The organism is Streptomyces sp. NBC_00009 (assembly GCF_045040855.1).
Classification (GTDB): domain Bacteria; phylum Actinomycetota; class Actinomycetes; order Streptomycetales; family Streptomycetaceae; genus Streptomyces; species Streptomyces aureus.
The window spans coordinates 5,168,013-5,182,674 of the sequence record NZ_CP108312.1 but is presented as its reverse complement, the minus strand read 5'-3'; the positions used below and the strand labels follow the sequence as shown (position 1 = coordinate 5,182,674).

Sequence of the window (14,662 nt, the reverse complement as noted above, 5' to 3'; positions counted from 1 at the left end):
CCGCACTTCGGGCCGCATTCGCAACGCGCCTCCGTCCGAGGGTTCAGCGATCTGTTTCAGCCGACGGCGGCCGGTTCTCGCTGTTCGCTCTGTTCACCCTGCTCCTTGGGTTCGCCCTCCCCCTGCGGATCGATCTCGAACGACGGCTCGTCGCCGTCCGGTTGGCGTCCCAGCTGACCCTGCCGGGCGCGCCGGAACGCGGCCGTCCCGCGCGACAGGTCGTGCCCGACGGCCGACGCCTGGATGTCCGCCGACGTCCAGTGCTGCCCGCCCCGCTCCTCGTCCCGCACCCTCAACCTCCCCTGGACGAGCACCGGTTCACCGATGGACAGCGAGCCCTGCACATTCGTGCCGAGCGCGCCCCACGCCCACACCGTGAAGAAGTTCGTGTGCCCGTCCACCCACTCGTTGCGCACCCGGTCGAAGCGCCGGGCCGTCGCAGCGAGCCGGAACCGCGCCACCGGCCCCTTCGGCAGCTCCCGGTACACCGGCGTCGTCGCGACGTTCCCCACGACCGTCACCGTCGTCTCGCTCATGTCGGTCCACCCCTCCCCTGCGCACGGACGCGTGCGGGCCCGTCCCGCACGGTCTCGTCCGTACCGCGTTCCCGGTCGGTTCCGGGTTCGCGATCTCAGAGTGCCTGTGCCGGGACGAGCCCGCTGAAGCCTGTGTTCTACCGGCCGGTTGTGGAAAACCCCGTCACCCGGCCGGGGCCAGGTGGGGGCCGCGCCTCACCCCGCCCGGAGGCCGCGTCTCACCCCGTCACCTTCACGTACTGTTCCCTGACCTCCCGGTACCGCAGCAGCTCGGCGGCCACCGGATCGAGGACGCGGGCCCGTCCGCACCCCGCCGCGGCCTCCCGCAGGCGCCGTTCCGCGTCGAGCCCGTAGCGCCGCGCCGGCCCCTTCGCCGCCATCCGGCACGACCACTCCACGCACGGTCCGCCGACGATGCCGCACAGCATCAGCAGCACCGGCACCCCGAGGTTCGGGTCGAGGACGCCGATGATCTGCCCCAACAGCCACAGCCCGCCGATGATCTGAACGATCGTCATGGAGATCTGGGCGAGGACCGCGACCGGCCACCAGCCGGGCCTCGGCAGCCGAGGCGGCGGCGACCCCGCCGAGACCGCCAGGTCGTCGAGCGCCTCCGGGAGCCCCTCGGCTCCCCGCGTCGCCGCCTCCCGCACCGCCTGCCCCCAGGGCCCCGGCAGTCCCGCCGACGCCCGCTCGCCCACCATGCGCACCGCGTGCTCCACGCGCTGACGCGCCGTCGCCTCTTCGTCGGAGGGGGCGGGCCTGACCGTCAGCGTGGCGCTCGGGGTGCGCCGGTCCTCGTACCAGCGCCAGAGCCGCAGCCAGGGGGTGCCGCACGCCTTGTTGGCGTTGCGGCGCCAGGCGCGCTCGGCCGCCTGCCCCGCGGCCTCGGCGCCCACGGCGTCGGCGAGCCGGTCGGTGAACTCCTCGCGGGCGTCCTCGCTGAGCCCGCTCTTGCGCCCGGTCGCGTAGACGGGCCGCAGCCGCAGCGCCGCCGCGTCGATGTCGGCCGCGATCCGGCGGGCGGCGGCGCCTTGCTCCCGAGTGAACTGGTCCAGGGACTCGCGCAGTTCATCGACACCGTCACCGGTGAGCGCGGACAGGGAGAGCACGGTCGCGCCCGGTTCGCCGTGCTCGCCGAGCGCGATCCCGTCCTCGTCGAGGAGGCGCCGCAGATCGTCGAGTACGAGGTCGGCGGCCTCGCCGGGCAGCCGGTCCACCTGGTTGAGGACGACGAAGGTGACCTCCGCGTGGCCGGCCAGGGGCCGCAGATAGCGCTCGTGCAGCATCGCGTCGGCGTACTTCTCGGGGTCGACCACCCAGATGACGGCGTCGACGAGCTCGAGGATCCGGTCGACCTGCTCGCGGTGCGCGACGGCCGCCGAGTCATGGTCGGGCAGGTCCACCAGGACGAGCCCCTTGAGCGGCGCGTCAGCATTCTGACCGGCCGGGCCGCTCTGACCCTGGAGCGGGCGGCGGCGCAGCCGGCCGGGGATCCCGAGCCGGTCGAGGAGCCCCGCGGCGCCGTCCGTCCAGCTGCACGCGATGGGCGCGGAGGTGGTGGGCCTGCGCAGTCCCGTCTCGGACAGGGGCACGCCCGCGAGGGCGTTGAAGAGGGTCGACTTGCCGCTGCCGGTGGCGCCCGCGACGGCGACGACGGTGTGCCGGTCGGAGAGCCGGCGCCGGGCGGCCGCCTGGTCGAGCACGTGGCTCGCCTCGGCGAGGGCCGCACCGTCGACGCGGGCCCGGGAGAGACCGACGAGTTCGCGCAGCGCGTCGAGGCGCGCGACGAGTTCCGCGTCGGCGCCGTGCAGCTCGTCCTCGTGCGCGTACGGGTCGGGTACGGCCTCCACGTCGAAGACGCCGGAGTCCGCGACGCGCCGGGCGATGAGCCCGTCGTCCCAGACGCCGCCGCCGGAGCCGTCCGCGTCGTCCCGGGGCGGATCCACCGGCCCGGCCGGTTCCGTCCCGTCGGCGTGCTCGGCGTGCTCGGCGTGATCGGCGTGGTCCGTGACGGCGGTCACCGCGGTCACCTCTCCTTCTGCAGTACGGACAGCGCGGCGATCAGGTCGGCCTGGGACTCGGGGTGTACGTCGAGTGCGTCGAGCGGCGCGAGCCTGCGTTCGCGTTCCACGGCGAGCACCTTGTCCAGGTAGTCGGTGAGCAGCCGCCCGCCCCGGTCACGCAGGCGCAGGGCCCCTTGGGCGCCGATGCGTTCGGCGAGGCTCTCGCCCGCGCTGCGGGCGCGGTTCCCGCCGAGGAGGGCGGTGGCGAGGAGCGCGGCGACGAGTTCGGTGTCGGGCGGCGGGCTGGTGTCCAGGGTGCGTACCTGTTCCTCCGCGTACTCCTCGAGCATGCGGCGCCAGCGGCGTACGGCCATGCCGATGCGGTGTTCCGCGGTCTCCAGGTCGGGGTCGCGGGCGGCGAGTCCGTCCGCCGCGCCCGCGGGGTCGCGGTGCCAGGCCTCGTCGATGCGTTCGTCGGCGGCGGTGACGGCGCACAGGAGGAGCGCGCCGAGGCTCTCGGTGAGCGCGTCGAGGAGTTCGGCGGGCGCGCAGTCGAGGGGGTAGCTGCGCCACCGCTTGAGGGCGTCCCCGGCGAGCACGCCGCCGCTCTGGAGCCGCGTGCGCACGCGCGCGTCCTCCCTCGCGTACGTCTCGTCGACGGTGGCGGTGAGGCGCAGGGCGGCGGCGTACTGGGAGGCGACGGCGCCGGCGAGTTCGGGGGTGCGGACCCGGAGGGAGTCGATGACGCCGTTGGCGGTGCGGGCGATGGCCGTGCAGCGGGCGGTGGGTTCCTGCACGCGGTGGGTGAGCCAGGCGCGCAGTGGGGCGACGGCGGAGGCCGGCAGGAGGCCGCCGCCGCCGGTGGACTCGGGCAGTTCGGGGACGGTGAAGCGCGGTACGTCGCCGAGTCCGGCCTTGGCGAGCAGGGCCCCGTACTGGCGGGAGACCTCGGCGACCATCTGGTGGGGCACGCGGTCGAGGACGGTGACGAGGGTCGCGTTGTTCTCCTTGGCGCTGCGCAGCAGGTGCCAGGGCACGGCGTCGGCGTAGCGGGAGGCGGTGGTGACCATGATCCAGACGTCGGCGGCGCTGATGAGCCGGGCAGCGAGTACGCGGTTGTGGGCGACGAGGGAGTCGACGTCGGGCGCGTCGAGGAGGGCGAGCCCGCGGGGCAGGTTGCCGGAGGTCTCGACGCGCAGGACGTCTTCGCCGTCGTCGGCGGGGGCACAGGCGCCGAGCTCGGTGTCGTCGGTCCGCCGTGGCGTCCATACGCGGGTGAGGTCGGGCAGGACGCGGGCCCCGGAGAACCAGCGGTGGTCCTCCGGGTGGCAGACGAGTACGGGGGTGCGGGTCGTGGGCCGCAGCACCCCGGCCTCGCTGACCTTCCGCCCGACGAGGGAATTGACGAGGGTCGACTTCCCGGCGCCGGTCGACCCGCCGATCACGGCGAGCAAGGGGGCTTCGGGGTCTCGCAGCCGGGGCACGAGATAGTCGTCGAGCTGCGCGAGGAGCTCCGCCCGGTTGGCACGCGCACGGGGCGCCCCAGGGAGAGGGAGGGGAAAGCGCGCGGCGGCGACACGGTCGCGCAGCGCGGAGAGTGCGTCGAGCAGCTGAGGCCGTACGTCCAAGGTCACCACATGCGAAGAATGCCCAATTTTGGCGGCTTTCTGAAGCATATGGACGTCTCTGCGCGCCGATGCGGCCCATCCGGTCCATGGGACGGAAGGGACGACTGGGGCGCAGGCATAACGAGTGCACAACACCCGGGGCGTGAGACGCCAAAAGCGGTGCAGGATTCGTACCTGCCTGCGATTATCAGGACCGCTTCACCGAACCTCCACATCGTGCCACGGAGGCGAAGCAGCAGGGACAGGGATCCGGGAGCCCTATCCTTGGTCCCGGCAAGGTCACGGATCTCCCCCACATCCGTCCCGAGCCACTGGCCACACACCGGCCCCCGTAGCTCAGTGGATAGAGCAGGCGCCTTCTAAGCGCTTGGCCGCAGGTTCGAGTCCTGCCGGGGGCACCTCTCATCGGCCCTACTTCGGTAGGGTCTTTCTGCTGGTCAGAGGGCCTTCCCACGCACATGCAGAAGCCCCGGCCACTCCCCCGATGATCACTGAGTGGGTCCGGGGCTGTCCGGCTGTCACCGGGTTTTTGCGGGTCGCTGTGTCGAATACGTGTCGAAGTTCTTGGCGGCGGGTCAGTCGGCGCCTGAGAGGTCTTCGAGATCCCCAGCCGCTTCGAGCCGCTTCTTCAGGTCCGACAACTGGCCGTCGACACACCGAGCGTAGATCGCGAGCAGCCGCGAGGTCTGGGAAGAGACCGGCATCCACGTAGAGGTGGACGAGCTGACCGGGGTCTACAAGAACACGACCCGAGGCGTCGTAGCCCTGGTGTTCCGCTGCAAGCCCGCGGGCGGCATCGAGCGAACTTCGAGTGAGTCGACGGCCGTTGAGTGGCTGACGCTCGACGAGGTCACGCAGTACATGGCCGAGGTCTACTCGATCCGGCTCCTGGACGCCCTCGATGGAGCAGGCCCCCATGTGCGGAGCCACGACGGCAAGCACCTGACCCCAGCGCGATAGAACTTTCCCTACTTCATCAAGCACCCGGCTGCGCTCCGCTCCGCCGGGCGGGCTTCCCGGCTCCGCCGACGCCCGCCCACTGTGGATAGGCCCGGAGGTCATGAGTCGAGCACCCGACTCGCCCGGCCACCGGTCACAGACGATGCCTCCGGCGGGGGATCGGCCGGCACCGGGTGGGAGGGGGCGCCGTTCCCGGCCGCGGGCACATCGTGGCGAGTGGTGGGTTGAGTGGGATGCAGAGTGCACCCCCATTGGGCGATTAAGACAGCTCTCTTCGCACTGGCAGTTCTCGGCCCTCTAAGGCGTGCGCTGCCCGAGCAGCGAAGATTCCAAGGCGCTCGCTCCAGAGCTGGCTATTGCTGTCATGTTGCTGAAGCCACTCGTTCGGGTGCCCTGTGCCGTTGATCATGCTTGGCGCAGCCCGACTTAGGGACGAGATCCGCGAGTGCGTCAGCTGAAGCACGTCGTAAGAGCTACCAACTAGGCCCTGCGGCCCCAGGATCAGAATCTTGGCGTACCACTTACGTGCAACCGCCACTGCCTCCTTGGCGGCCATCAGGTGCTCTAACGCTGACTCCGCGTCCTCCAAGCGCTCCGTCTCGTCCTCTGCCTCATCAAGCCCATCAAGGTCGATCTGCGCGTCGAGAAGTGAAGCGTCGGCACTCTGTACTGAGTCAATGAAGGCAGAGAGCACTTCGACTCTTTCCGATCTCACTGTCTGGCGATGCTGGTTCGCGGCCGTCGTTGCCGTTTGGTGCCGCACCCCGATGTAGGTCACCACTGCAGTCCCCAAGGCTCCTATGACGCCCACTCCTGCGCCGAGGACAGCTGCCACCCCCTGATCCATATCTGGATCCTGCCAAACCTGACTCCCTCCAGGGACATGTCTGGCCCTATCGGTGGTTGGTTGGGCCGTCCTTGGGCCGTCCGAAGCCGCTCAACACCGGCCGACAACGACCAATGACGACCAGCCAGACGGCCGTGTCCAGGCCCCGGAGCTGCAAAAACGCAGGTCCACAAGATCCCCGACAAGACCCAGGGCAAGAAGACAGGTCGTGCCCGTCCGGAACTTCCACACGATCCCGTTGAGCACGGTTCGGTCGTCCAACCGCTTCCGCCCCCGCAAGGACTCAGGCAGCAGCGGACGGACGAACTCCCATTCCTCATCAGACAGTTCATGGCGACGTATCACCCGGCCATGACCCAACAACCAAGATCATTTGACGGACCCTGCTCCGGTGTGTCCCGCAGGAACTCGTCGCAGGCGGACCGCCGTCAGCGGTGGTGAGCTGGCCTGCGGCGCTGCTCGGAGTCGGTCAGCGCCGGCCGCCGGTAGTCGCTGTCCGCGGGGTTGAGCGTGACGCCGGGGGCGACGATCTCGTCGATGCGGTCGAGGATCTCGTCGTCGAGCCGGACCTCGGCGGCGGCGAGCTGGTCGGTGAGTTGCTCGACCGTGCGGGCGCCGAGGATCACCGAGGTGACGCCCGGGTGGGTCGACGCGAAGGCGAGCGCCAGGTGCGTCAGGGAGATTCCCGCTTCGGCCGCCAAGGCTGACAGGTGCTCGACGGCGTCGAGTTTGCGCTGGTTGCCCGGCAGGTCGAGGTTGAACTTGTGGGCGACCGCCTGCCGGAACATGTTCATCTCGATCGGCTCGCCGCGGCGGAATCGCCCGGTCAGCCAGCCGCTGTTGAGCGGACTCCAGGTCAGCACGCCGAGCCCGTACTTCTGCGCGGTGGGCAGCACGTCCGCTTCAATGCCGCGCACGAAGACGGAGTACGGGGGCTGCTCGGTGCGGAAGGGGATGTGGCCCCGGCGGTCGGCGGTCCACTGGGCCTCGACGAGCTGTTCGGCGGGGAAGTCCGAGGTCCCGATGGCCATGATCTTGCCCGCGCGCACCAGGTCGGACAGGACCGAGAGCGTCTCGTCGATGTCCGTGCTCGGGTCCGGGCGGTGCACCTGGTAGAGGTCGATGCGGTCGGTTCCCAGGCGGCGCAGGCTGTCGTCGACGGCCTTGGTGAGCCAACGGCGGGAGTTTCCCTGCCGGTTGGGGTCCTCGTCCTTGAAGCGGACTGGGAAGTGACCCTTCGTCGCGAGCACGACCTCGTCGCGGCGGTCTCGGATTGCCTTGCCCACGATCTCCTCGGCCTCGCCGCCCGAGTACTGGTCGGCGGTGTCGATGAGGTTGATCCCGGCGTCCAGGGCCGTGTGGATCAGCCGGGCCGCATCGTCGTGATCCGTGTTCCCCCACGCGCCCAGGCGCAGGGTGCCCAGCGCGAACTTGCTGACCGATATGCCGGTGCGGCCCAGCTTCCTCTGCTGCATCACTCACTGCTCCTTGATGTCGCCTCTCCCCGCAGACGGGGCGCGGAGTTGCTACCTCTCCGACGCCATGAACCTAAGACATGCAACAGGGATGTTGCAAGTAGAAGCTCTGAGGGAGTGCGGATGTAGCATGTAGGTGTGACGGCGCACAAGCAACAGACGGAACAGCAGGCGAAACGGCCCCTCCGGGCCGACACCGAACGGACCGTGCAGACGATCCTGGAAGCGGCCGAGCGCGTCCTGGCCACCAACCCGGCGGCGACCATGGAGCAACTCGCCCGGGCCGCCGGCGTCGCCCGAACCACGGTCCACCGCCGGTTCGCCACCCGTGAGGCGCTCCTGGACGAGCTAACCGACTGGGCCGCCCGCCAGTTCGCGGACGCCGTCGACACCGCCCGCCCGGACGCCGCCCCGCCACTCGTCGCCCTCTACCAGGTCACTGCCAACGTCCTCCGTGTGAAGACCGACTGGTCGTTCGCCATGAACCGCGCGGCCGACGACGCCCACCCCGAGGCGGCCCGCATCCACGCCGAGGTCCGGGCCACCTGCGTCCGGCTCTTCCGCCGCGCCCAAGAGGCGGACGTGCTCCGCCCCGACATCGACCTCGACTGGACCCGGCGCGTCTACTACGCCCTCATCCACGAGGCAGCCAAGGAAGGAGCGGGAGGCGGCGACACGGATGCGCTCGCCACCCGCGTCGTGGACACGCTGCTGCGGGGCGCCGGGGCTCCGGCCGGACTCGCGGGGCAGACGGGAATTTGAAGACAGGCCCTAGTACCAGTGGTGCCAGAGGGTCATCCGCCGACCAGCACGAGGGCGGACTCGTTGAAAGCACGGACACGGGCGGTGGCGGCGTCGGCGCGCCATTGGAGGGCCCACTCCAGTGGTGGGGCGTCGCTGAAGGGGACGTAAGTGACGTCGGGGCGGGCGTAGTAGCGGCGAACCTGCGCGCCGACGGTGAAGGCGCCCTGACCGGCGCCGATGAGGGTGAGCATCTCGTTGAACGTCGCGGTCGCGGGGCCGTGCTCGATCGGGCGTCCGGCCGGGGTGGCGGAGGGCGTGCAATTCCGCTGTAGGGAGTCCGGCACGTTTTCGGGCAGCCGCAGGAGCCTCACCTGGGCAAGATCCTCCAGGGACAGCGACTCGCGACGGGCGAAGGGATGTCCCGAGGGAACGGCCAACATGCGTGCCTCGCGCACGAGTACCGGGCCGCAGACGAGTCCGGCTTCGTCCACGGGGTGGTGGGTCAGGGCGATGTCGACCTCGCCGTCGCGGAGCCAGGGGAAGACGTCAGCCATCTGCGCCTCGCGCAGCCGTACCTCACAGCCGGGTTCGCGCCCGCGGAACAACTCGGCGGCTCCGGCCAGGAGCTGGCCGCCGGCGGCGCCGACGAACGCGACGCGCAGTGTGCCGGTGAGGCCGCGTCCGGCATCGACCGCCCGCTCGAAGGCGGCGGCGATCTGGATCCAGGCGGGCCGGAGCTCCTCCTCCAGCTGTCGGCCGACCGCGGTCAGTTCCACGCGGCGGCTGGTGCGGTTGAACAGCGGGACCCCGACACGGCGTTCCAGTTTCGCGATGGTCTGGCTGACCCGGGTGGTGGACAGGTGCAGACGCTCGGCGGTCCGGCCGAAATGCAGTTCCTCGGCCAGGGCGAGGAAGGCGTCCAGTTCGTGTCGTTCCAACATCGCGCCCCCTGCATCGTGAATCCGGACTTCACGATCGTTGCACAGGCCGGCGTTGATCGGACCGCTGCGCCCAGCGAGGGTTGATGCAGCTCGCACGCCCAATTGACCTGCATGGGAGCATGCAATGTACGTAACCGAGGCGCACGCCCTTTCTGCCCCGGCCGCCGAGACCGAGAAGGTTGTCGCGGAGCTGCGCGACCGTACGGAGATCCTCGACGCGCTGTACCGGTTCGGCCTGGGCCAGGACCTGAAGGATCCTCAGCTGTTTGCCTCCGCCTTCGCCGCCGACGCCGAGCTGGACTTTGCCCCGGCGGCGGCGAAGTGGGGAGGCAGACCGCCGCTGATGGTCGGCCGGGACACGATCGTCACCACGATCCTCGGCCTGTTCACCGGGCGGGTGGACACCACCCACCAAGTCACCAATGCTCGGATCGCCGTCGACGGCGCCACCGCGCGTCTGACCGCGCTGGTGGAGGCCCAGCACCTGCTCGTTGCCGACCGCGGAACCTTCGCCCTGCTGAAGAACCCCTACGCCGTCGATCTGGTCCGCGACGGCGACCGCTGGGTGATCCGCAGGATGCGCATCGACAACGCCTGGTTCACCGGCGACCCCGCCGCGATCTTCGCCGCCTGACCATCGAACGGGAGGAAGAACCTGATGACGTCGGCCTTTGCCCAGTCAACGAATACCGGCGACTCGCACGAGGAAGGAACACGAGACGTGACCGGCACCGGTACCCCGCTGGTTCGGGAGGCGACCGCGGAAGACTGGCCCGCGATGTGGGCGTTCATGGAAGGCATCGTGCGGGCCGGGGAGACCTTTTCCTGGGATCGCGAAACCACCCAGGAGCAGGCGCGGGTGATGTGGTTCCCGCAGCCGCCCGGGCACACGTTCGTCGCCGTGGGCAGCGGTGGCGAGATCCTCGGGACCGCCAACAGCGTCCGCAACCATCGCGGGGGCGCCTCGCACATCGCAAGTGCCAGCTTCATGGTGGATCCGGCGCACTCCGGGCGGGGCGTGGGACGGGCGCTCGGGGAACACGTCCTCGAGCAGGCGCGGGACGACGGGTTCCGGGCCATGCAGTTCAACGCCGTCGTGGAGACCAATACGAGGGCGGTCGCCCTCTGGCGCTCGCTCGGCCTCAAAGTGCTGGGGACCCTCCCGGAAGGCTTCCGGCATCCGGTGCACGGATACGTGGGTCTGCACATCATGCACCGGGCACTCTGAGCACGCCCATGCACTCCGACCAGGCCAGACCGGGCTCCGGGGCCCGGCGGCCACCACCACCATCGAGGCTCCGCCCTCGCGGGCTGTCTCGCCTTCCCGGACTGCACCCGGTGCAGAACCCGGCGCGCAGTCTCAACTCATTCCTCGTCGCTGTCCTGATCGCCGAGTTGGACGGTGACTGGTTCGCGCAGCGGCAGCTATCCCTGGAAAGGGCACGACATGAAGATCGCAGCGACCGGCGGACGGCCGGTGCTGACCCGTCGCTCCGAGGCCGAGACCTGTGCCGACCCCAGCAGTGTGATGACGCTGCTCGCCGACTCGGACAGCACTGCCGACGGCTTCACCAGCTACCGGTCCACGTTCGCCAAGGGGGCCGTGGGGGCACCTGCCCACTTCCACACCAGGGCGACAGAGCTGTTCTTCGTGATCAGCGGATCCCTCCAGGTCCTGGTGGGGGAGGAGGTCACCGTCCTGGAGGCGGGCGACTTCCTGGCCGTGCCGCCCCACACCCCGCACGCCTTTGCCGCGGCGCCCTGCTGTGAGGCGGACGTGCTGTTCGTGTTCACGCCGGGCATGGGCCGGTTCGACTACCTGCGCCTGCTCGGCCGGGTGATGCGTGGCGAGGCCGACGCGACGGAGATCGCCGCCTCCGCGAAGCGGTTCGACAACCATTACGTCGACAGTCCCGTCTGGCGGGCTGCCCTGGAGGCCTCGGCGTGATCGACTGCACCACCGCCAGCACGATGAGAGTGGCTCCCACGAAGGCCCACACCGTGGTTGCCGCGCTGTGTGAGGTATAGATCAGAGCAAGCATGCTCAGCCAGATACCCGGCAGGAGCGGCCGTAGCCAGTGGACGTTGGCGCCCCCTGTCGAATACGTGTCGAAGGCGCCGATCTATCGCACTCGGCGTCCGTGGAGCACCAGGTCAGGAGGGATGCGCCGACGATCACACCAGGCGCCGTCTAAGCGCTTGGCCGCAGGTTCGAGTCCTGCCGGGGGCACAAACAGCCTCTCACCTGCGGTAACGCGTGAGGGGCTCTTTCATGTCCGGATGCACATCGCTGCGACCCCACAGGGGGCGCGATCCGAGTTTCCCCTGGGGATGTCACGCCGGGGTTTCGGTGAGCAGCACGCGCCCATACGGTGACCGGATGATGTCGATCAAGAAGTTCCAAGTCACCTTCGACTGCGCAGAACCTGAGCGCCTCGCTCGTTTCTGGTGCGAGGTGTTGGGGTATGTCGTACCGCCGCCGCCGGAGGGGTTCGCCACTTGGGACGACTTCAAGCGCTCGCAGCCACCTGAGCAGCGGGATTCATGGTTCGCCTGCAGTGATCCCTCAGGTGTGGGCCCGCGACTGTACTTCCAGCGCGTCCCCGAAGGGAAGGCCGCCAAGAACCGGCTGCATCTTGACGTGCGGGTCGGCACCGGGCTCGTGGGGGAAGAGCGCCTCGCCGCGCTTGAGGCCGAATGCGCGCGACTGGTCCCGCTCGGTGCGGTACACGTGCGAACGCTGTATGACGGCAATGATTCGTGCATCCCGATGCAGGACATCGAGGGCAACGAATTCTGTATCGACTGAGGGGCCGCGAACGTGTCCTCGTTCTGCCCCAATGGGTCAGGGCGAAGCCACAAGGGACGGCAACCGGCCCAGGGCGCCCCGGAGATGACAGCAAGCGCCTCGACGATTTCCGTTCGCGAGGGACCTGCGTTTACGCAGGGTCGAGCGGTCTCTCGCGGTCTGGCATGCGGCCGGGTCTCCGGGCCCGTCCGAGTTCGGTGTGAGCGTCTCAGCCGGCCGTCAACGCGTCTGGCTCGGTACGCCCTCGGGGCCGAGTTGGGGCCTGCCGACCGGCTGACTCTCCCCCCGCGCCGAGCATGCCCGCCGCCCCGGCCCGCGCCAGAGGTCGTGGCGGCGCCGACGGCTGGTGGGGCTGGGCGTCGGAGCGGAGGGCAGCGTCACCGCAGCACCTCGGTACGCGGCGTCGGGGCGGGCGCTGGAGGGGGCGGTGGGGCCGAGGACTCGCGGAAGCCGTACTTCGACCACCAGCGGGCCAGCGGGGCGGGCGCCCACCAGGCCCACTTGCCGAGCAGCGCCATCGTCGCGGGCACGAGCAGGCCTCGTACGATCGTCGCGTCGACGAGGACCGCGATGACCAGGCCGACTCCGATCATCTTCATGAAGAGGATCGAGGAGGCCATGAAGCCGCCCACGACGACTACGAGGAGTAGCGCCGCACTGGTGATGATCTTTGCTGTGCGTTGGACGCCCAGAGCCACCGATTCGACCGGGTCGCCGCTCACCTCCCACTCCTCGCGGACGCGGGACAGCAGGAACACCTCGTAGTCCATGGCGAGGCCGAAGGCGATCGCGACCACCAGGACGGGGAAGTTGGCGTCCACCGCTCCGATCGGCTCGAAGCCCAGGAGGCCCGAGAGGTGGCCGTCCTGGAAGATCCACTTGATCGCTCCGAACGCGGCCAGGAGCGAGAGAAGGTTGAGGATCACCGACTTGAGCGGGAGGAGCAGGGAGCCGAAGGCCAGGAAGAGGACGAAGAAGGAGACGACCGCTACGAACAGGGCCATCCACGGGAGGCGCTCGCCGATCATGCCGACGATGTCGACCCGGGACGCGGGCATGCCCGTCAGGAGCGTGTCCGCTCCGGCCGGGGGCGCCGTGGCGCGCAGGTCGTGGACCATGCTCTGCGCGGCGTCGGACATGGCGTCCGGCGTGTAGCGGAGCGTGATGCGCGCGTCGTTGCCCTCGAATGCTGTCGGGGTCGCGGAGGCTACACCGTCCACCTTGGCCAACTTGGCTGCGTAGGCCCCTACTTCGGCGCGGTCCACAGCGCCGGTGGTGCCCTGGACGACCGAGGTCATGATCTGTGCGGGGTTTGTCTCGAAGTCCGACGCCAGTGTCTTGCTGACCACCTTCGCGTCGGCGTCCGAGGGCAGCACCCACTCGCCGGGGCGTGCCCAGTTGACGCCGAGGAGCGGGGCTCCGAGTCCTACGAGGACGGCGACGATCGCCAGCGAGGAGATCAGCGGCTTGCGCATGACCGCGTGGGCGGTGCGATACCAGCGGCCCTCCTTCTCCGGCTTGGGGGCGCGGTTCCTGCCGCCCAGCGGGATACGCCACTTGTCGATGCTGTGCCCGGTGTAGCGCAGGAGGGCGGGCAGGAGGGTGAGGGAGCCAGCCACCGCGAACGCCACCACGGCGACCGCCGCGTATCCCATCGAGGAGAGGAAGCGGGAGGGGAAGAAGGCCAGTCCTGCGAACGAGATCGCCACGGCGATGCCGGAGAACGCGACCGTGCGGCCCGCCGTCGCGGTGGCGCGCTCCACGGCCGTGTCGACGTCGGCGCCCGCGTGGAGTTCTTCGCGGAAGCGGTTGACGAGGAAGAGCGCGTAGTCGATCGCGAGGCCGAGGCCGAGGATCGTGATGACGTTGATGACCGTGCTGGAGATCTCCGTGAACATCGTCAGGACGCGGAGCACGACGAAGGAGCCCAGCGCCACGAACGAGCCGACGGCCAGCGGCAGGAGCGCCGCGATCGCGCTGCGGAAGATCAGGACCAGGAGGATCAGCAGGATCGGGACCGAGAGCATCTCGGCGCGCGCGATGTCCGAGCCGGTGAGGGTGTTGACCTGGTCGGTCATCGCGGCGACGCCGCCGTAGCGGACCGTGACGCCGTCGGCCGCGAAGTCGTCCTTGATCTTCTCCAGCGCCTCGACCTGCTTCTGGTCGTCGTCGCTGGTGAACTGGACGGTCGCGTACGTCTGTTGGTTGTTCTTGGAGACGTACGCGCTCGGGCTCTGGGTGCCGGGGTGCCAGAACGAGTCCAGGCGGGCGATGCCGGCGCGTGGGACGTCGTCCAGCGCGGCGCGGACAGCTGTGCCGAAGGAGTCGACCGTGGCGCCCTTGTCCTTCGACTCGTACAGGACGATGAGGTCGTTGGACTCGCGGCCGAGCGGGCCGTCGAGGACCTTGTCGGCCTGGACGGACTCGCTGGCCGGGTCGTCGAAGCCGGCGCCGCCGGTGAACGAGCCGAAGACCCCGGTGCCCCACACGCCGGCGAACAGCGTGAAGACGACTGCCGCGATGACGACCCATTTCCGGCGCCGCGCGGTGAACTTTCCGATAGCGGCAAACACTTCTGCCTCCCTGAATCAATCAAATGGCGTGTGGCGAACGCCTATTTCATGTGATGTCGGCGGCTGGCGGCTGGCGGCTGGCGGCTGCGGTGAATTCCGGTCCGCAGCACACGAATTCCGAGGCTTCCAGGAAAGGTGCGCGT

The 14,662-nt window shown here is 69.7% G+C and carries 14 protein-coding genes, 1 tRNA gene and 1 pseudogene; 7 read left to right on the top strand and 9 right to left on the bottom strand.

Annotation, left to right across the window (positions count from 1 at the left end):
* Nucleotides 1-56 precede the first annotated feature (56 nt).
* The 3 genes from OHA58_RS23385 to OHA58_RS23375 all read right to left on the bottom strand — a co-directional run bounded on the left by OHA58_RS23385 (nt 57) and on the right by OHA58_RS23375 (nt 4,179).
* A complete protein-coding gene (locus tag OHA58_RS23385; protein WP_405481133.1) occupies nt 57-536 on the bottom strand; it encodes a single-stranded DNA-binding protein in 480 nt (159 codons plus the stop codon).
* A 218-nt stretch (nt 537-754) separates the two neighbouring features.
* Nucleotides 755-2,569, bottom strand: a complete 1,815-nt coding sequence (locus tag OHA58_RS23380; protein WP_405481132.1) for a GTPase — start codon at nt 2,567-2,569, stop codon at nt 755-757.
* Nucleotides 2,566-4,179 carry a dynamin family protein gene (locus OHA58_RS23375; RefSeq protein WP_405481131.1) on the bottom strand — a complete coding sequence of 538 codons (1,614 nt, stop codon included), beginning with the start codon at nt 4,177-4,179 and terminating at the stop codon, nt 2,566-2,568. The genes OHA58_RS23380 and OHA58_RS23375 overlap by 4 nt, the downstream gene beginning before the upstream one ends.
* A 316-nt stretch (nt 4,180-4,495) precedes the next feature.
* Here OHA58_RS23375 and OHA58_RS23370 point away from each other — a divergent pair.
* Nucleotides 4,496-4,568, top strand: a tRNA-Arg gene (locus OHA58_RS23370).
* A gap of 177 nt (nt 4,569-4,745) precedes the next feature.
* Here the strand turns inward: OHA58_RS23370 and OHA58_RS23365 are convergent.
* Nucleotides 4,746-4,874 carry a hypothetical protein gene (locus tag OHA58_RS23365; protein ID WP_405481130.1) on the bottom strand — a complete coding sequence of 43 codons (129 nt, stop codon included), beginning with the start codon at nt 4,872-4,874 and terminating at the stop codon, nt 4,746-4,748.
* On the opposite strand from OHA58_RS23365, the pseudogene OHA58_RS23360 reads away from it, so the two are divergent.
* A pseudogene (locus OHA58_RS23360) lies at nt 4,846-5,130 on the top strand (NUDIX hydrolase); the annotation flags it as partial. The gene OHA58_RS23365 and the pseudogene OHA58_RS23360 overlap by 29 nt on opposite strands.
* A gap of 259 nt (nt 5,131-5,389) precedes the next feature.
* Here OHA58_RS23360 and OHA58_RS23355 read toward each other — a convergent pair.
* From OHA58_RS23355 to OHA58_RS23345, 3 genes are all read right to left on the bottom strand, one after another.
* A complete protein-coding gene (locus OHA58_RS23355) occupies nt 5,390-5,911 on the bottom strand; it encodes a hypothetical protein (RefSeq protein ID WP_405481129.1) in 522 nt (173 codons plus the stop codon).
* A 156-nt stretch (nt 5,912-6,067) separates the two neighbouring features.
* A complete protein-coding gene (locus tag OHA58_RS23350) occupies nt 6,068-6,322 on the bottom strand; it encodes a transposase (protein ID WP_405481127.1) in 255 nt (84 codons plus the stop codon).
* A gap of 83 nt (nt 6,323-6,405) precedes the next feature.
* The gene (locus OHA58_RS23345; RefSeq protein ID WP_405481126.1) at nt 6,406-7,452 is read right to left on the bottom strand and encodes an aldo/keto reductase; all 1,047 of its coding nucleotides are present in this window, start codon (nt 7,450-7,452) and stop codon (nt 6,406-6,408) included.
* 138 nt (nt 7,453-7,590) lie between these two features.
* Between OHA58_RS23345 and OHA58_RS23340 the strand changes: the two genes are divergently transcribed.
* Nucleotides 7,591-8,214 (top strand): TetR/AcrR family transcriptional regulator, encoded by a 624-nt coding sequence (locus tag OHA58_RS23340; RefSeq protein WP_405481125.1) that lies wholly within the window; start codon nt 7,591-7,593, stop codon nt 8,212-8,214.
* Nucleotides 8,215-8,246: 32 nt separating this feature from the next.
* On the opposite strand, the gene OHA58_RS23335 is transcribed toward OHA58_RS23340, so the two are convergent.
* Nucleotides 8,247-9,137: a LysR family transcriptional regulator gene (locus tag OHA58_RS23335; protein WP_405481124.1), complete on the bottom strand. Its 891-nt coding sequence runs from the start codon at nt 9,135-9,137 to the stop codon at nt 8,247-8,249.
* A 124-nt stretch (nt 9,138-9,261) separates the two neighbouring features.
* Between OHA58_RS23335 and OHA58_RS23330 the strand changes: the two genes are divergently transcribed.
* The 4 genes from OHA58_RS23330 to OHA58_RS23315 all read left to right on the top strand — a co-directional run bounded on the left by OHA58_RS23330 (nt 9,262) and on the right by OHA58_RS23315 (nt 11,946).
* Entirely contained in the window at nt 9,262-9,771 is a 510-nt protein-coding gene (locus OHA58_RS23330) for a nuclear transport factor 2 family protein (RefSeq protein WP_400059595.1), read from the top strand.
* An 87-nt stretch (nt 9,772-9,858) separates the two neighbouring features.
* Nucleotides 9,859-10,365, top strand: coding sequence for a GNAT family N-acetyltransferase (locus tag OHA58_RS23325; RefSeq protein ID WP_405481123.1), 507 nt, complete (start codon nt 9,859-9,861; stop codon nt 10,363-10,365).
* 219 nt (nt 10,366-10,584) lie between these two features.
* Nucleotides 10,585-11,085 (top strand): cupin domain-containing protein, encoded by a 501-nt coding sequence (locus OHA58_RS23320; RefSeq protein ID WP_405481121.1) that lies wholly within the window; start codon nt 10,585-10,587, stop codon nt 11,083-11,085.
* A gap of 432 nt (nt 11,086-11,517) precedes the next feature.
* On the top strand, nt 11,518-11,946 hold the full coding sequence (locus tag OHA58_RS23315) for a VOC family protein (RefSeq protein ID WP_405481120.1): 429 nt from the start codon (nt 11,518-11,520) through the stop codon (nt 11,944-11,946).
* A 377-nt stretch (nt 11,947-12,323) separates the two neighbouring features.
* On the opposite strand, the gene OHA58_RS23310 is transcribed toward OHA58_RS23315, so the two are convergent.
* A complete protein-coding gene (locus OHA58_RS23310) occupies nt 12,324-14,519 on the bottom strand; it encodes an MMPL family transporter (protein ID WP_405481119.1) in 2,196 nt (731 codons plus the stop codon).
* Nucleotides 14,520-14,662 lie beyond the last annotated feature (143 nt).